Raw genomic sequence first — 17,567 nt, 5'->3', positions numbered from 1 at the left:
CGCCTTGCCACCCGGAGAAGACACTTGAAAATCGCAATACTGGACGATTACCACGACGTAGCACGGCGCTATGCGGATTGGACCTCGCTGGGCGGTGACGCCCAGGTGCAGATCTTCAACAACTTCATTCCGGTCGAACAGGTCGAGGCCACGCTGGAACCCTTCGACGTGATCGTCGCGATGCGCGAACGCACGCCGTTTCCGGCCGAGCGCATTCGCGCGCTGCCGAAGCTGCGCCTGTTGATCACCACCGGCATGCGCAACAACGCCATCGATATGCAGGCCTGCACGCAACAGGGCATCGTCGTGTGCGGCGCGCCGGGCAGTGCCGACGCCAACACCGCCACGGCCGAACTGGCCTGGGCGCATATCCTGGGGCTTTTCAAGCACCTGCCCGCGGAAGACGCGGCCATGCGCCGCGGCATGTGGCAAACCGCCATGCCCGAGCCATTGGCCGGCAAGCGGCTGGGGGTGTTGGGGCTGGGCAAGCTGGGCGCGGCCGTGGCCAAGGTAGGCCTGGCTTTCGGCATGGACGTGGTGGCCTGGAGCCCCAACCTGACGGACGAACGCGCCGAGGCGGCGGGCGTCAAGCGTGTCGACAAGCACACGCTTTTTGCCACGTCCGACGTGGTCAGCCTGCACTTGATCTTGTCCGAGCGCAGCCGTCACGTGGTGGACGCCGCGGCACTTGCCGCGATGAAGCCGACCGCCTATCTGGTGAACACGTCGCGCGCCGGCCTGGTCGACAACGAGGCCCTGATGGACGCTCTGGTCAAATTCCGCTTGGCCGGCGCGGGCCTGGACGTCTACCCCGAAGAGCCGCTATCGCCCACCGACTCGGTGCGCGACCTGGACAACGTGATCCTGACCCCGCACCTGGGCTACGTCAGCCGCGAGAATTTCGAGGCGTTCTACCAGAACGCGCTGGACGCCGTGAAGGCGTTTCAGGCGGGCAAGCCGATTCGGGTGTTGAACCCGTCATCGGCGGCGTGATCGCGGGCGCAGGCGTTTGCGCCTGCCCCTGCTACCGACCACGCAACTATCCGCGCGTAAACATCACTTTTTTCTCGACGATGCCGCTGGCGTCGGCGGACGCTTCGGGCGTGTCGCCGCAGGCGTCGTCCGCGTTGTCGTCCGGGTCCACCGCGTCAAACGCCGTGTCGCCGTTGGCGTCCGGCACGCCGGTGGGTTTCAGGCCGACGAAGTCGAACAGGTCGCGGTCCATCAAGTGCGACGGCACCACGCGCGACAGCGCGTTGAACACGTTCCACGAGCGGCCAGGATGCTGCTTGTCCCAGTCTTTAATCATCCGGCCCACTTCCTTGCGCTTCAGGTTTTCCTGCGAGCCGCAAAGGTTGCACGGGATGATGGGGAATTGCTTGAGTTCGGCGTAGGCGATCAGGTCCGTTTCGGCCACGTAGGCCAACGGGCGGATCACGGTGTGGCGGCCGTCGTCCGACACCAGCTTGGGCGGCATGCCCTTGGCCTTGCCGCCGTAGAACAGGTTCAGGAAGAACGTGGCCAGGATGTCGTCGCGGTGGTGGCCCAGCGCGATCTTGGTGGCGCCCAGTTCAGACGCCACGCGGTACAGGATGCCGCGACGCAAGCGCGAACAGAGCGAGCACATCGTCTTGCCTTCTTCCAGCACGCGCGTGACGATGGAATACGTGTCCTGCGTCTCGATGTGGAAGGGCACGCCCAGGTCTTTCAGGTACTGGGGCAGGATGTGGTCGGGAAAGCCCGGCTGCTTCTGATCCAGGTTGACGGCGATCAGCTCGAACTTGAACGGCGCGCGCTTTTGCAGCTGCAACAGGATGTCCAGCATGGCATAGGAATCCTTGCCGCCCGACAGGCAGACCATCACGCGGTCGCCATCTTCGATCATGTTGTAGTCGGACAGCGCGCGCGTCGTCTCGCGGGCCAGGCGCTTGGTCAGCTTGTTGCCTTCGTGGCGGGCCTTTTCCTCGGCCTCGGTGCGAAAGCGGACCTCGGGGGAGCGGACGGCGGGGGGCGGTGCAATATCGTTCATGATCAACGCGAAATCTGGATTTCCACGCCTACCGCCGCGCAGTCGGAAAAGGCCATGGGCTTGCTGATGCGCAAGCGTAACGAGCGGATTTCCTGGAAGTCGGCCAACAGGCGCGCGGCGACTTGTTCGGACAGGGTTTCGATCAGGTTCACATGCGCCTGCGTGCATTCCTCGACGATGGCCTCGCGCAGACGGCGGTAGTCCAGCACGCTGTGGATATCGTGGTCGTCGACCGAGCGCTGGATGTCCACATCGAATTCGGCGTCGACATGCAGGGGCTGGGTGGCGCGGCGCTCGTGTTCGAGGATGCCGATGCGGGCGTCGAGCGCAAGCCCGGAAAGGATGATGCGACGTGTGGGCATGATGAAAACCTGGGTGGGACAGCCGGAATTGTAAGGGGACGGCGGATCGGGGGCGGCGCGCTGGCTACAATTGCGCCACGTCCTGGCACCCGTGAGGCGCCGGCGCGGTCAATAAGGGTGGAAATGCAACACATGCACGATGCGGTCATTGTAGGCGGCGGCCCGGCCGGCGCGTCCTGCGCCCTGTGGCTGGCCAGGCTTGGTTTGTCCCCGATATTAGTCGAGGCCGGCGCCCGCCTGGGCGGCCTGGCGCAGGACAACCCCTTCGCTGACGACTGGATCGCCGTGTTGCCGGGCGTGACCGGTCAGCAGGTGGCCGCCAATATCGACACCAGCGTGCGCGCCGCCAACGTGCCGCTGCGCATGAACTCCCGCGTTGTCGACGTGCTGCCCTGCAAAGGCGGCGTCCAGGCCACCTTGGCCGGCCCCGACGGCGGCCAGGAACAGGTGCGTGGCCGTACGCTGGTCATCGCATCGGGCGTGCGCGCCAAGGGCTTGCCCGATCATCCGCCGGGCGCCTCGTGGCCCGGCGTGCTGGTCGGCCCGGGTTCGCCCATCGTCGCGCAGGACTACTCCGGCTTGTCGGTGGCGGTGCTGGGCGGCGGCGACAACGCCTTCGAGAATTACGTTTACGTGCGCAATCGCGGCGCGCGCATGGTGCACCTGTATGCGCGCAGCGTGCGCGCCCAGCAGCAATGGGTCACCCGCGCCGGCCGCGAGGGCGTGCGCATCGGCCCCTACACCGTCGACCCCGCCCACCGTAGCGTGGACGGCCGGCAGTACGACCTGATCCTGGTCTTCTACGGCTGGGAACCGCAGGCCGCCTTTGCCGACGGCCTGCAACTGGCCCGCGACGAACGCGGCTACATCCGCACCGACTTCGCCACCGCCGAGACCAGCGTGCCGGACATCTATGCCATTGGCGAAGTCGCCCACCGCATGCACCCCTGCGTGGTGACGTCGATGGCGGACGGCGTGGTCGCGGCCAAGGCTATCCAGCGCCGCTGGGAACGCGCGGGCGACTAAGCCCTCGTGAGTAACGCGGCAGGCTGAGCCCAAGCCCCCAGCCCCAGCCCGAATTCCCGGAGCCGCCACGCGGCCGGACCACGCTTGCCCGATCCGCGCGCCCACCTCGGCGTTAAGCTCAGGCGAAGCCCGTCCTCCAGATTGCAGAATTGGCATTTGCGGGCGCGCCGCACACACTTGCCCGACAAGTTGGTCATCCATGACCGCGTTCGGAGACAAGCATGTTGCAAGCGCATCGCTGGCTGGCCGCGGGCGTGATGGCGGCCGCCATCGCGGGTCCGGCTCACGCCGCCTGGCCGGAACGGCCGATCACCCTGATCATCCCGGCCGCGCCCGGCGGCACCACCGATATCTCGGCGCGGCTCATCGCCGACAAGCTTGCGGCCAAGCTGGGCCAGCAAGTCATCGTCGAGAACCGCGCGGGCGCGGCCGGCATCATCGGCGCCCAGGCGCTGGCGCGCGCCAAGCCCGACGGCTACACGCTGCTGATGGGCAATATCGGCCCCAACGCCATCAACTACGCGCTGTACAAGACGCTGCCCTACAAGCCCGCCGATTTCGCGCCGGTCACGTTGGTGATATCGGTGCCCAATGTACTGGTCGTGAACGAAGCGTCGCCCGTGCGCAGCGTGGCCGACTTGCAGGCGCAAGCGCGGCGCGACCCGTCCAAGGTGTCCTTCGGCAGCTCCGGCGCCGGCCAATCGCCCCATCTGTCCGCCGAACTGTTCAAGCAACGCGCGGGCGTGGCCGGCACGCATATCCCGTACAAAGGCGCCGGCCCCGCCGTGGCCGCGCTGCTGGGCCAGCAGTTCACCTTCATGATCGACAACCTGCCCAGCTCCATGCCGTACATCCAGTCGGGCAAGCTGCGCGCGCTGGCGGTCACCAGCGACAAGCGGCTGGCCGAACTGCCGGACGTGCCCACCATGGCCGAAGCCGGCGTCAAGGACATGGTGGTCACCGCGTGGTTTGGATTGGTCGCGCCGGCGGGCACGCCGGCAAACGTCGTCGACAAACTCTACGCCGCCACGCGCGACGTGGTGCAAAGCCCCGACATCAGCGGACGTTTCAAGGCCATGGGCGGCCAGGCGGGCGGCAACACACCCGCCGAATTCACCGCCTTCATCGACCAGGAACGCGCGCGCTGGAAACAGATCGTGGACACGGCCGGACTGGCCCAGGAGCAATAGATGATCGACAAGATCCAGGCGTCCATGGCCCAGGCCGTGGCTGTTATCCCCGACGGCGCATCGGTGCTGGTGGGCGGCTTCGGCGAGGCCGGTGTGCCGTACGAATTGCTGCAATGCCTGGCGCAATCCGGGCGGCGCGACTTGACCATCATCTCGAACAACGCCGGCACGTTCGAACGCGGCATTGCCGCGCTGCTGATCCGCAGGCAGGTCAGGAAGATCATCTGCTCGCACCCGCGCCCGCCCAATTCCGACGCCTTCGCACACGCCTATCGGGCAGGCGAGGTCGAACTGGAATGCGTGCCGCAAGGCACCCTGGCCGAACGGTTGCGCGCGGCCGGCGCCGGACTGGGGCCGTTCTATACCCCCACCGGCTACGGCACGGAATTGGCCGAAGGGCGCCGTCAGGAAGTCATCGACGGCGTGGGCTATGTGCTGGAACAACCGCTGCGCGCCGACTACGCGCTGATCCGCGCCCACTTGGGCGACCGCTGGGGCAACCTGATGTACCGCCACGCGGCGCGCAACTTCAATCCGGTGATGTGCATGGCGGCGGGTCACGCCATCGCGCAGGTGGACGAGATCGTGCCGCTGGGCACCTTCGTGCCTGAGCAGGTCATGACGCAAGGCATCTTCGTCAAATCCGTGGTGCGGGTGGAGGGCTGACATGCAGGGCAATCAAAATGACCGAGGCAACCAGGGCAATCAGGGAAACCAGGGCAACCAGGGCAATCAAGGCACTCCAGGCAACCGAGGCAACCAGCGCAACGACGGCGACCCACATGCCCGGTCCATCACCGGGCTGACCCGGCAGCAGATCGCGCAGTTGCTGGCCAGCGATATACCCGATGGGTCCATCGTGAACCTGGGGATCGGCATGCCGACGCTGGTGGGCGATTACCTGCCGCCCGACAAGGACATCCTCTTGCACAGCGAAAACGGCATCCTGGGCATGGGCCCGGCTGCCAGCGGCAAGGACGTGGACCCGGACCTCATCAACGCCAGCCGCCAGCCCATCACCTTGCTGGACGGTGCGTCCATCACCGAGCACACCGTGTCGTTTGCAATGATGCGCGGCGGCCACCTGGACTATGCCGTGCTGGGCGCGTTCCAGGTATCGGAGACGGGTGACCTGGCCAACTGGAAGACGGATGCGGCCGATGCCATTCCCGCCGTGGGCGGCGCCATGGACCTGGCCGTGGGTGCCAAGCAGGTGCTGGTGACCATGGAACACCGTGGCCGCGACGGCACGCCCAAGGTGCTGCGCCAATGCACCTATCCGCTGACAGGCAAGGGCGTGGTCACGCGCATCTACACCGACCTGGCGGTGATCGATGTGACGCCCGCCGGGTTGAGCGTTTACGCGATGACCGATGGCGTCGACCCCGAGTACCTGCGATCGGTGACCGATGCGCCATTGCGCTTTCCAGAGACGCCGCGTGTGATCGTGCAGGATGCCGCCGGCGCGCCGCGCTACGCGTGATGGCGTCAACCGTGATCGCCTCGCGCGCGCAGCCCGGCAGCTCAAGCGCGGCCTATTCAGCCCGACCTGTTAAGCCCGACCGCGCCAAGCCCGACCGCTCAAGCCCGACCGCTCAAGCCCGACCGCTCAAGCCCGACCCATATCGCCCGACCCATCCAGCCCGATCCGGGCCAAGGAGACCGCTGATGATCCGTTCCCTGTTGGCCGCCGCCGCGCTATGCGCGTTACCGCTGGCCGCCGCGCACGCCGCGCCCGTCTATCCGGACAAGCCCATCACCTTGCTGATCCCGTATCCGCCCGGCGGCAGCGCCGACATGCTGGCCCGGCCCCTGGGCGCGCAATTGCAAAAGATGTGGGGCCAGCCGGTGGTGCTGGAATACAAGCCGGGCGCGGGTGGCGCCATCGCCTCGGCCCAACTGGCGCGCGCCAAACCCGACGGCTATACGCTGCTGATGGTGCTGGCCGCGCACGCCATCAACCCCAGCCTGTATCCGTCATTGCCTTACGACACGCGCAAGGACTTCGCGCCGGTGTCGCTCGTTGCCACCTTGCCGATGCTGGTGGCCGCGCCGTTGAACACGCCCGCCAACACGATTCCCGAGCTGATGACCTACGCCAAGAGTCACCCCGGCAAGCTCAGCTTTGCATCGGCGGGCAATGGCAACACCAGCCACCTGGCCGCCGAGATGTTCAAGAATCAGACTGGAACGGACATGATGCATGTGCCCTACAAAGGCAGCGGCCCGGCGGTGGTGGCACTGCTGGGTGGCGAGGTGTCGCTGATGTTCGACAGCATCTCAACGTCGTTGCCGCAGGTGCAGGCCGGCAAGTTGAAGGCAATCGCGGTAACGGGCGAACGCCGGTCGCCGCTGTTGCCCAACGTGCCGACGGTGGCCGAAAGCGTGCCGGGCTTTGTCGTGAACGGCTGGTATGGCGTGCTGGCGCCCGCCGGCACGCCGCCGGGCATCGTGGATGCGTTGAGTCGCGGTATTGCCGACGCGGTAGCGGTGCCTGCCTTGAAGCAGCAACTGGCGGGCTACGGCTATGAAACCGTGGGATCCACGCCCGCCGAATTCGCCAGCCATATCGACCGTGAACTGGAAACGTGGAAGCAGGCCGTGACCGTGTCGGGCGCCAAACTGAATTAACGGCGATGACAGAAGCCGGCCGATGTGTTGCGCGTCGACCTCATCAGACCCGCCGCGATTTTGCTTTGAGAACTTTCTCATATTTCTGGCCCGACGGATTCGAAACAATGGCACTCGTCCCTGCGTTGATGCGTTGAAGGCTTCAGCCTGACTCTACGCGGCGGACCCAGGGCGCGCGGGTTGCGCGCCCTGGGGACAAGTCAGTCGGAGAGTTCGGTGAATAAGAAGATTGTTGCGGCAGGTCTCGCATTTTCGTCCTTGCTGCTGTGCGGCGGCGCATTGGCGGCCGATGTGAAGTTGGTGTTCGAGGGCTACGTGTCATCGTCCACCTGCGAAATCAAGGATGTGGGCCAGGGCGGCGTCAAACAGGTGAATCTGAAGCCGGTCAGCGTCAGCGCGCTGGCCAAGCAGAACGATGTGGCCGCACGCGAGCTCATCACGTTGAATCTGACCGGCTGCTCCGGCAGCAAGGTCACCACGCGCTTTAACCGCGATGGAAACGTCGATCCCACCACGGGCGCGCTGATCAACCGGGCGGTTGCCTCCGGGAACGACACCCCCTCCAACGCACAGGTGCAGCTGCTGAACAGCAAGTACCAGCCCATCAATCTGTTCACCAACGACGGCGCTGAATCGGTCAACATCGCGGGCAATGCCGCAACGATCGAGTTCTACGCGCAGTACCTGGCGGCCACCGCCAGCACCACGCCCGGCCCGGTCCAGACCGAAGTCCTGCTGGACCTGATCTACGAATGAAGCCGGTTCCCCTTGAGCGCAAGCTCAGGGGGCTTCCGGACTACGCAAGCCGGGCCACGCTTCGCCATTTCTGCGCGTTGCTGTGCCTGGCTTGTGCAACCCTGCTGCCCCCTTCCGCCCAATCCAACGTGGTGATCGGTGGCACGCGCGTCGTCTATCCCGCCCAAGAACGCGAAGTCACGTTGCGGCTAACCAATGACGGCGGCCAGCCGGCGCTGGTGCAAGCCTGGATCGACGATGGCGACCTGGACGCCACGCCTGATGAAGTGAACGCGCCGTTCGTGATCATGCCGCCGCTTGCTCGCATCAATCCCGGCAAGGGGCAGACGCTGCGCATCGCTTATGCGCCGTCATCCGCCTTGCCCGCCGACCGCGAGTCCGTCTTCTGGCTTAACGTGCTGGACGTTCCGCCGCTGCCGTCCGCGCAGGTGGCAAACCACATGCAGCTGGCTTTTCGCAGCCGCATCAAATTGTTCTTTCGACCCGTCGGCCTGCCCGGTACCGCCGCCGACGCGGCCGCGCAATTGCGCTGGCAAATCGTGCAGGCAGGTAATGGCCCGGCGCTGCGGGTGCGCAACGACAGCGCGTTTCACGTGTCGTTGACGTCCGTGTCGTTGACGCTACAGGACGGCAGGGCAATATCAGTGCCCAGCCGCATGCTGGCCCCCCGGTCCGTCACAGAACTGGGCAGTGGAAAGCTGCCGAATGCGGCGGGCGCCAAAGGCGCCGTGGTATTCGAATCGGTCAACGACTACGGCGCAACGGTGCGGCGCGAAAGTCGTCTTGATCCTTAAGCGGCGTCATGGCCCGCCGTACCCCCATCAACCGTTGGCTTCTGCTTTGGTCCAGCTTGGCATGCGCCACGGCTCAAGCGACCGAACCGGTTGAATTCAACCCCGCCTTCTTTGCCAGCCGTCGAGGGCAAACGGTGGATCTATCCCGATTTCAGCAGGGCAACGCCCTGGAAGCGGGTGTCTATCAGCTGGACTTGTATTTGAACGGCAACCGCATTGGTCGCGAGCGCATCCAGATCAAAACGACGTCGCCATTCTTGCCCGACTCCTCGCCCTTGCCGTCTTCTTCGGCCACCGTCCATGCCGGCATGCAGCCGTGCCTGCCGGCCACAGTGCTTGAGCGCATCGGCGTCGACCTGTCCGGCGCGAACACCGCTGCCGACCCGCGTGCCCCGGACACCGACTGCCTGGGTGTCGATGACCTGCCTGCGGCCAGCCAGTTCGAGGTGGATATAGCCGATCTGCGCGCCGACCTTTCCATTCCTCAGATCTACCTGAAGTCGGTGGCGCGTGGCTACGTTCCACCTGAAGAATGGGACGCGGGCATAAACGCCGGCTTCCTGGGGTACGGCATCAACCTGTCGTCCAATCGCTTTGGCAACCGCACCGATCGCACCTTCTACAGCAGCGCGAACGCGGGCCTGAACCTGGGCGACTGGCGCTTCCGGCACAACGGGTCGTTCAGCTACACCGATCGCTCCAGCCCGGGCCAGCGCAGCCGTTATCAGGCGTTAAGCACCTACGCGCAGCGTGATGTGACCGCCGCCAGTGCCCAACTGACGCTTGGGCAGTTCTATACGCCCGGCAATCTTTTTGACAGTGTTCCGTACACGGGCCTCCAGCTCAGCAGCGACGAACGCATGCTGCCGGACTCCATGCGCGGTTTTGCGCCGGTGGTGCGCGGCGTGGCCGACACCACGGCCAAGGTCAGCGTGCGCCAGGGCAACAACCTGCTGTACGAAACCACCGTATCGCCAGGGCCTTTCGCCATCGACGACCTTTACAACACAGGCTACGCCGGTGATCTTGACGTGACGGTGACCGAAGCCGACGGGCGCACCAAGCGGTTCGTGGTGCCCTACGCGTCGGTGGCCCAGTTGCTGCGTCCCGGCAGTTCGCGCTTCAGCGTAACGGGTGGGCGGTATCGTGACGACACCCTGAACGCTCCGCCCTCGTTCATGCAGGGCACCTATCAACGCGGCTTGTCCGATACGGTGACGGGCTATGGCGGCGCCATCGTGGCGCAGCAGTATCGGGCAATTCTTGGCGGCGTGGCGGTCAGCACCCCGCTGGGCGCATTGGCGGCGGACCTGACGCAGTCTCACGCCGCGATGGGCTCTACCCGCGATACGGCCAGCGGGCGCAGCGTGCGGCTCAGTTACAGCAAGCTGCTGGAGCCTACTTCCACCAACTTCAGCGTGGTGGCGTATCGCTTTTCCAGTGAAAATTACTTGAGCCTTGGCGAATTTGCACGCATCCGCGAAGCGCGTCGGCCGTCGGTGTATGGCGGCAAAGAGCGCAGCCGCCTTCAATTCAATATCAGCCAGCCTCTGGGCAATGACTTGGGCAGCGTGACGCTGTCCGGCGTTTCGCAAAACTACTGGAACCGACACCAGCGCCGCGACACAAGCTATTACGCCAGCTACGCCAATGGCTATTCTTGGGGCAGCGTGAATATCAGCCTGGTGCGGGCCCGCGACGAACGCGGCCGCGCTGGCAACCAGTATCTGCTCAGCCTCAGCCTGCCCTTGGGACGCGGATCGAATGCGCCGTATCTCAGTACGTCCATGAACCTTGAAGGCAATGGCAAGCGCAGCGCCAATGCGTCTGTCAGCGGATCTGCCGGCGAGTCAGGGCAGTTCGGCTACAACGTATACGGTTCGTATAACCACACCAACGGTCAAGGCAGCCGCAACCAGGGCGGCAGCGTGCGCTACGACACGGCGCACGCCAACTACAGCTTGTCGGGTAGCGGCGGCGACGGCTATCGCCAATACGGCGCGGGCATGCGCGGCACCTTGATCGCCCACGCCGGCGGCATCAACGCGACCCAGGCGCAGGGCGAAACGATGGCGGTGCTTGAGGCGCCCGACGCCTATGGCGCGGCCATCGTCTCGGGCTCGCGCGGGTACATCGGCGCGAACGGCTATGGTGCCTTGGCGGGGTTGATGCCCTACCGCCGCAACGAGGTTGCGCTGGACCCTAAAGGCACGTCGCGTGACGTCGAATTGGAAATTACCTCGCAGCAGGTGGCGCCGCGCGCGGGGGCAGTCGTGTTGCTGCGCTACCCCACCGTGGCGGGCCGGCCGATCTTGCTGAAGCTGGTGCGTGAGCACGGCGCAACGATCCCGATGGGTGCGGAAGTCATCATCCCGGGCATCGATGCCGTCACGCTGGTGGGCCAGGGCGGCCGGGCCTTTGTGCGCGGCTTGCAGGGCCAAGGGGAGTTGGCGGTCAAGTGGGGAGCCGCCGCCGATCAGCAATGTCAGGCCATCTATCAGGTGGACGAGCAGGCGGCGTCCGAAGACGTGCATTACTACCCGCAGCTGGAGCTGTCGTGCACGTCCGCCCACCCCGCTGCGCTACAGGATTCGGTGTCATGAATACATGGTTGCGACGCGCAGTTTTTGGAATCTCCCTGTTGTTGTGCGCGGTAGGCCCGGCTTGGGCAGCATGTACTGGTGAATCTCTGTCGACGTACATTACCGCGCAGGACTTGAAAGAAATGAAGCCGCCACGTGACGCGGCCGTGGGCAGCATCATTTACAGCAAGAATATCGACCAAGGCGACGGCTATCTGCGCTGCACCACCAACGGCGAGTGGTTTTCGTATGGATTGCAGGCGGGCGCCAAGCCCGTGCCTGGCTATAAAGACGTCTACGAAAGCGGCATTCCAGGCATCGGCATGCGGATATTCTGGACGCACGAGGGCGGGGTGTACATGAACTACCCCAGAATTCGGTTTCAGCTCCGGAACTGGCAGTATTACCCGCCGCAGAAATTCACCTTCACACTCATCAAGACCGGCCCGATCAAGTCCGGTGTGTCCTTCGCGCATCGCGCGGATGTTTATTACGGTGCGTTGCGCAGCAATATGGTGGACTTCAGCAATGTGGCGTACGAGGTCAACAGCATGGGTTGCACGGTCCGTGACGGGCAAACGGTAAAGGTGGATCTGCTGACGATCAACAACCGTCACCTGGGTCATCGCGGCGCCACGGCCGGGGAGAAGGCGTTTGGCATTAATCTTGAATGCGATCAAGGCGTCAAGGTGGCCTATCGGATCGATGCGGATGGCACGCCGGAACACGTCATCAAGAACGCCCAAGGGGACGGTATGGCGCGCGGCGTCGGCGTGCAACTGCTGCAGGGCGATCTGGGCAGCAACGTCGTCCAACCGCTGGGCACGCGCACGGCATTGACAACCGCCGTGACGACGGTTGACAAGGAAAGGCTGTCTATCCCGCTGGTGGCGCGCTATTACCAGACGGACGACACGCTGGTGGCGGGACTCATCAATGCCACCGCCACCGTGACGCTGTTTTACGAATAGGGATCAGTGGCCAGGGAAATGACGGGGCGGGCCGATAGCGCGCCCGCCCGTGTTTCCTACACCGTCAACACGCAGTCCAGCGCTTCGGGCGCATTGAGCTTGACGCGGAAGGCGCGCAGTTCGTCCCGCCGGAACACGTGCACCGTCACGCGGTCGCCCGGCAGGTATTGCGACAGCAGCATGTCCAGGCCCGCCGGCGCTTCCACCCGCAGTCCGTCCAGCGCCACCAGTACGTCACCCGCCGACAGCCCGCCCTTGTGGGCCGCGCCGCCCTCCAGCACCGTGGCAAGCGTCAGCGCGTCGCCTTGCTTGCGCGTGCGCACGTCCAGCGTAGGTATATTGACCGACGTTTTCCAGTGCAGCGTGATGCCTTGATCGGCAAGCAGTTCGGCCAGCGGCACGTCGGCCGTGCCGTAGGCGTGGCGTGCGATGAAGCGCCGGGTGTCCACGCCGGTGGCTTCCAGGATCAGCCCCGGCAGTGCGTCTTCCGGCAGGCCTTGCGGCTTGCCCTGATAGAAGTCGCGGCCGTAGCGGTCCCATAGCAAACGCATCACGTCGTCCAGCGAGCGCGCGTCGCCGCTTTCACGGCGGATCAGCAAGTCCAGCCCCAGCGCCACCAGCGCGCCCTTGGTGTAGTAGCTGACCAGCGCATTGGGCGAGTTTTCGTCCTGCTTGTAATACCGCGTCCACGCGTCGAACGAACTTTCCGCCACCGACTGTTTGGCGCGGCCCGGGGTGCGGGCGACGCTGGTGATGGTCTTGGCCAGCAGGCGCAGATATTCCGTTTGCGTGATTGCGCCGGAACGCAGCAGCAGCAGGTCGTCGTAGTAAGACGTGAAGCCCTCAAACACCCACAACAAACGCGTCAGGTCGGGCTGCTCTAGATGGTAGGGGGCAAACGCCTGCGGCTTGATGCGCTTGACGTTCCAGGTGTGGAAGTACTCATGGCTGACCAGACCGAGAAAGCCGCGATAGCCTTCCCCCTGGCCTTGCTGGCCCAGCACCGGCAGGTCTTTGCGGGCCGTCATCAGCGCGGTGCTGGCGCGGTGCTCCAGGCCGCCGTAGCCGTCGCCCGTGATCATGGTCATGAACACGTAGCGGTTCGAGCTGTCCAGGAAGGGCGCGCGTTTGGTGCGCGGCTCGAAGAATTCAATCTGCGTGTCGCAGATCTTTTTCACGTCGGACGCGATGCGCGCCAAATCCAGGTTGGGCGCCACGCCCGTGAACACCAGTTCGTGCTCGGCGCCATGCGAGGTAAAGCTGACCGCCTGCGGCCGGCCCATTTCCACCGGGTGGTCGATCAGCGCATCGTAGTCGGGCGCCAGGTACAGCCCAAAGCCGTGGCGCCGTGCCGCGCCCCGTTGGCCGGAGGCTTCCGGCAGGCTGGTGTAGACCTTCCAGCCGTCGATGCCGCGCGGGGGCGCCAGGTCAAGCAGGCAAGGCAGGTGGTCTTGCCCGTGTACGCGCAGGAAGACGCTGGTGCCATTGAAAAAGCCATGCGTTTCATCCAGGTGCGCGCCGCGTACCGACAAGTCCCAGGCATAGACCACGTATTCCACGCGCAGGGGGCCGTCGACGGGCGCGGCCTGCCAGGTGTGGTTATCGATTTTGTCGACAATCACCCGGCGCGAACCCGAGTACGCCGCCACGGATTCAATCTGGCGGGAAAAGTCGCGGATCAGATAGCTACCCGGAATCCAGGCCGGCAACGACAAGCGCTGGCCGTCGGGCGAGGGGGCGTCGATCGTTAGGGTTATCCGGTAGCGGTGTCCGGCCGGGTCATAGGGCGTCAGGCGGTAAAGTACGGGGCAAGCGTTGTCTTTTTTCATGCTCGTATCTTATTTCATACTTCCTACTGGAGACATTCAATGAGCGAGTCGTTTGTGCTGGTCGAAACCCGGGGCCGCGTCGGTCTGTTGACGCTGAACCGCCCCAAGGCGCTGAACGCGCTGAACGATCAACTGATGGATGAGCTCGGCGCGGCGCTGCTGGCGTTCGAGGCCAACGCCGACATCGGCTGCGTGGTCATCACCGGCAGCGAGAAAGCGTTTGCCGCGGGCGCGGACATCGGCGCCATGAAAGACTGGTCGTACATGGACGTGTATGGCAGCGAATACATCACCCGCAACTGGGAAACCCTGAAGCGCATTCGCAAACCCGTGATCGCCGCCGTGGCCGGCTATGCCTTGGGCGGCGGTTGCGAGCTGGCGATGATGTGCGACATCATCATCGCCGCCGACACCGCCAAGTTCGGCCAGCCCGAAATCAAGCTGGGCGTGATCCCCGGCGCGGGCGGCACGCAGCGTCTGCCGCGCGCGGTGGGCAAGGCCAAGGCCATGGACCTGGCATTGACCGCACGCATGATGGGCGCTGAAGAAGCCGAGCGCGCCGGCCTGGTGTCCCGCGTGGTGGCCGCCGACAAGCTGATGGAAGAAGCGCTGGATGCGGCCACCGTGATCGCCTCGATGTCGCTGCCATCCGTGATGATGGCCAAGGAATGCGTGAACCGCGCGTTCGAAGGCTCGTTGAACGAAGGCTTGTTGTTCGAGCGCCGCGTGTTCCATTCGTTGTTCGCCACCGAAGACCAGAAGGAAGGCATGGCGGCGTTCACCGAAAAGCGCAAACCGGACTTTAAACACCGTTAAGGCTTGTTACGACAGTAAAACGCCCGCGCCAATGTCGCGGGATGCCCAGCGCGCCCGCACCGGCGCGCTTTTTCATGGGCGCGAAGGGCGTGCAGGCACGTTGCGCCTTGAAACGTCTGGGCAGCACCTTGTTGCAGGGTTCTTCCCTATGCTGGTTAAGCGTCATCAAGAGGTGCCGCGCCAGAGCGGCTTGCCCCACTGGCAAGTCCCGCGCGGCGGCTCGCTAGCAAACAAAATCAAGAAGGAGCCTTGCATGCGTACATTTATCGCTAACCGCCGGTGGTCGACCGCGGTACTCGCCGGCGCGTTGAGCGTCTGCTTCATGACCGCCACCCAGGCTCAATCGCCGCAGCCCTCGCTGCGCCTGGTTTCCGAAACGCCTTATCCGGCCTCGTCCGCGCCCGCGCCGCAGATGAGCGAAGCGGAATTGCGTGACACCGCGATCGACGCCTATGTCTACGCCTACCCGATGGTGCTGATGGAGTTGGCGCGTCGCAAGGCTACCGCCGTACAGACGCCGCTGGACGGCCGCGCGCCCGTCAACCAGTTCGGCCACAAGACCGCGTTCCCGGACCCGCGCGCCGCCGATACGCCGTGGCCCAGCGCCGATGCGCTGTACTCCAGCCTGTGGTTCGACGTGTCGCAAGCGCCGCTGATCGTGAACCTGCCCGATACCGGCGGCCGTTACTCGGTGCTGTCGGCCCTGGACATGTGGAGCGACGTGTTCGCCTCGCGCGGCACGCGCACCAACGGTCGCGGCGCGCAGTCGTTTGCGATCGTCGGCCCGAACTGGCAAGGGACCCTGCCCACGGGCATGGACGTCATCCACAGCCCGACCTCGACGGGTTGGCTGATCGGCTGGACCCAAACCGGTGGCCCGCAAGACTATGCTGCCGTGAATCAGATCCAGGCCGGCATGACCGCGTCGCCGCTGCTCGCCCCGGCAGCGTCCGCCACCACCCCGTCCCGCAACCGCAACGCCGGCAACGCGTATCCGCAAACCGGTTCGCGCGTGGGCTCGGCGCCAATTGGCAGCGGCTTGCCTATGCCGACGCCGGTGAATGTTCCGGACGGCACGCCCGCCGAACAAGCCGCCAGCATGGACGCCGCGTCGTTCTTCACGGTGTTCTTCGACGTGCTGCGCAACAACCCGCCGCACGCCAACGACACGCCCATCCTGGATCGCATGCGCCGCATCGGCCTGGATAGCCGTCAACCGTTCTCGTATGGTCGCCTGAGCCCGACGGTGCAACAGGCGCTGGCCGACGCGCAACCGCTGGCGGGTCGCCGTATCGCCGATGGCGTGGCGCGCCTGGGTACGCCGATCAACGGCTGGAATACCGTGCTGTCCGGCATCGGCACCTATGGAACCGACTATTCGCGCCGCGCCGCCATCGCCTACGCAGGCTTGGGCGCGCCGACGCCGGAAGACGTGCTGTATCCGGTGACCGTGTCTGACTCGAAGGGCCGCCAGCTCAAGTCCGATGAAGACTACGTGCTGCACTTCGACAAGGGCCAGCTGCCGCCGGCCAATGCGTTCTGGTCGCTGCACGTCTATAACGACAAGCACGGCTTTGGCGAGAACCCGGCCAACCGCTACGCGCTGCGCAGCACCGACGGCCTGAAGTACAACGCGGACGGTTCGCTGGACATCTACATCCAGCGCCGCGACCCGGGTGAGAAGAAGCGTTCCAACTGGATCAGCTCGCCCGCCGCCGACGGCCCGTTCCTGTTGAGCATGCGTTTGTACTGGCCGCAGGACACCGCGCTGGACGGCCTGTGGGCGCCGCCGCCGGTCAAGGAAGATTGATCTGCGCGGTGTCGGTGTATTAGCACCGCTTGTCGAAACTAAAATCGGCCCTTTGAACAAGGGCCGATTTTTTATCGCGGGCCGCGTGGGGCAAGGCTTGCGGGGCCGTTGAGCAAGCATTGCTCGCGTCCCTAATTTCAGCGTTGCGCGGCCGTTGCATCCACCTTACAAACGGCCGAAAGTTCATTTGCTTGGGCAAAAAGATTCACGCTATACTCTGCGGGTTTGACGCTTGCGGGATAAGAACACGTGGCGGCCGGGTATGCAAAAGCGGGGCTGAAAAGCACTGACATGCATGGGCAAGCCGGTTCTGACAGGGTAGTAGTGCAGCGGGGATGCTTGATGCAAAAGATGCGCGGGTCGGAAGTAGAGGCAGCGCAAAGCTCAGCACAAGGCTCGATGCAAGGCGCGTTGTATGGTGAAAAAACCGGCGAAAAAACCGGTGAAAAGCCAGGTGAAAAACCGCAACTGCGCCAGCAGCGAGATTTGTTGGACCAGGATGACGAAGTAAAAGTTCTGGTGCTTAGCGACGCGGATCGCGCCGCGCTGAATGCTCAAGCAAGCCGAGGTCTCCTGTTGGCATTGGCGGCGCAGGGCGCCATGGGGCTCGCAGCGGCAGTAATTGCGGGAGTTGTCGGAGGGGCGGCGGCGGGTTGGTCGGCGCTGGCGGGGGGGGGGGGGGGTTTTGTAACCCAAGGCTTTTTTTGGTTTGGCCCGGGTGGCGACGGTTGGGGCGGGTGGGCCCAACCCTTTTACTTTTTTCCTGGGGGG

At 64.8% G+C, this 17,567-nt stretch carries 15 protein-coding genes and 1 pseudogene; 13 read left to right on the top strand and 3 right to left on the bottom strand.

Annotated features, from left to right (window positions below; all coding sequences use genetic code 11):
- Positions 1-24: 24 nt before the first annotated feature.
- Entirely contained in the window at positions 25-993 is a 969-nt protein-coding gene (locus YH64_RS06975) for a D-2-hydroxyacid dehydrogenase family protein (RefSeq protein WP_046805620.1), read from the top strand.
- Positions 994-1,039: 46 nt separating this feature from the next.
- On the opposite strand, the gene ttcA is transcribed toward YH64_RS06975, so the two are convergent.
- Both ttcA and folB read right to left on the bottom strand, forming a co-directional pair.
- On the bottom strand, positions 1,040-2,029 hold the full coding sequence (gene ttcA / locus YH64_RS06970; RefSeq protein ID WP_046805621.1) for a tRNA 2-thiocytidine(32) synthetase TtcA: 990 nt from the start codon (positions 2,027-2,029) through the stop codon (positions 1,040-1,042).
- 2 nt (positions 2,030-2,031) lie between these two features.
- The gene (folB, locus tag YH64_RS06965; protein WP_046805622.1) at positions 2,032-2,391 is read right to left on the bottom strand and encodes a dihydroneopterin aldolase; all 360 of its coding nucleotides are present in this window, start codon (positions 2,389-2,391) and stop codon (positions 2,032-2,034) included.
- 123 nt (positions 2,392-2,514) lie between these two features.
- Between folB and YH64_RS06960 the strand changes: the two genes are divergently transcribed.
- The 9 genes from YH64_RS06960 (at position 2,515) to YH64_RS06920 (ending at position 12,341) form a co-directional block, all read left to right on the top strand.
- Positions 2,515-3,417, top strand: a complete 903-nt coding sequence (locus YH64_RS06960; protein WP_046805623.1) for an NAD(P)/FAD-dependent oxidoreductase — start codon at positions 2,515-2,517, stop codon at positions 3,415-3,417.
- Positions 3,418-3,638: 221 nt separating this feature from the next.
- Positions 3,639-4,607 (top strand): tripartite tricarboxylate transporter substrate binding protein, encoded by a 969-nt coding sequence (locus YH64_RS06955; RefSeq protein ID WP_046805624.1) that lies wholly within the window; start codon positions 3,639-3,641, stop codon positions 4,605-4,607.
- Positions 4,608-5,273, top strand: coding sequence for a 3-oxoacid CoA-transferase subunit A (locus YH64_RS06950; protein ID WP_046805625.1), 666 nt, complete (start codon positions 4,608-4,610; stop codon positions 5,271-5,273).
- 1 nt (position 5,274) lies between these two features.
- Positions 5,275-6,090, top strand: coding sequence for a 3-oxoacid CoA-transferase subunit B (locus YH64_RS06945; protein WP_255444174.1), 816 nt, complete (start codon positions 5,275-5,277; stop codon positions 6,088-6,090).
- A gap of 185 nt (positions 6,091-6,275) precedes the next feature.
- Positions 6,276-7,238 (top strand): tripartite tricarboxylate transporter substrate binding protein, encoded by a 963-nt coding sequence (locus YH64_RS06940; protein ID WP_046805626.1) that lies wholly within the window; start codon positions 6,276-6,278, stop codon positions 7,236-7,238.
- Between the two features lie 216 nt (positions 7,239-7,454).
- Positions 7,455-7,994 (top strand): fimbrial protein, encoded by a 540-nt coding sequence (locus YH64_RS06935; RefSeq protein ID WP_046805627.1) that lies wholly within the window; start codon positions 7,455-7,457, stop codon positions 7,992-7,994.
- Positions 7,991-8,788 (top strand): fimbria/pilus periplasmic chaperone, encoded by a 798-nt coding sequence (locus YH64_RS06930; RefSeq protein ID WP_082134527.1) that lies wholly within the window; start codon positions 7,991-7,993, stop codon positions 8,786-8,788. The genes YH64_RS06935 and YH64_RS06930 overlap by 4 nt, the downstream gene beginning before the upstream one ends.
- 8 nt (positions 8,789-8,796) lie before the next feature.
- On the top strand, positions 8,797-11,391 hold the full coding sequence (locus YH64_RS06925; protein WP_052946043.1) for a fimbria/pilus outer membrane usher protein: 2,595 nt from the start codon (positions 8,797-8,799) through the stop codon (positions 11,389-11,391).
- 122 nt (positions 11,392-11,513) lie between these two features.
- A complete protein-coding gene (locus tag YH64_RS06920; protein ID WP_046805628.1) occupies positions 11,514-12,341 on the top strand; it encodes a fimbrial protein in 828 nt (275 codons plus the stop codon).
- Between the two features lie 56 nt (positions 12,342-12,397).
- Here the strand turns inward: YH64_RS06920 and YH64_RS06915 are convergent, their stop codons facing one another.
- Positions 12,398-14,170: a M61 family metallopeptidase gene (locus YH64_RS06915; RefSeq protein ID WP_046805629.1), complete on the bottom strand. Its 1,773-nt coding sequence runs from the start codon at positions 14,168-14,170 to the stop codon at positions 12,398-12,400.
- A 39-nt stretch (positions 14,171-14,209) separates the two neighbouring features.
- Between YH64_RS06915 and YH64_RS06910 the strand changes: the two genes are divergently transcribed.
- The 3 genes and pseudogenes from YH64_RS06910 to YH64_RS30335 form a co-directional block, all read left to right on the top strand.
- On the top strand, positions 14,210-14,986 hold the full coding sequence (locus YH64_RS06910) for an enoyl-CoA hydratase (protein ID WP_008167478.1): 777 nt from the start codon (positions 14,210-14,212) through the stop codon (positions 14,984-14,986).
- 253 nt (positions 14,987-15,239) lie between these two features.
- Positions 15,240-16,796: a DUF1254 domain-containing protein gene (locus YH64_RS06905; RefSeq protein WP_046805630.1), complete on the top strand. Its 1,557-nt coding sequence runs from the start codon at positions 15,240-15,242 to the stop codon at positions 16,794-16,796.
- 342 nt (positions 16,797-17,138) lie between these two features.
- Positions 17,139-17,567, top strand: a pseudogene (locus YH64_RS30335) (hypothetical protein); the annotation flags it as partial.

The organism is Achromobacter sp. LC458 (assembly GCF_001005835.2).
Classification (GTDB): domain Bacteria; phylum Pseudomonadota; class Gammaproteobacteria; order Burkholderiales; family Burkholderiaceae_B; genus Achromobacter; species Achromobacter spanius_B.
This window is presented reverse-complemented; position numbering and strand designations above follow the sequence as displayed.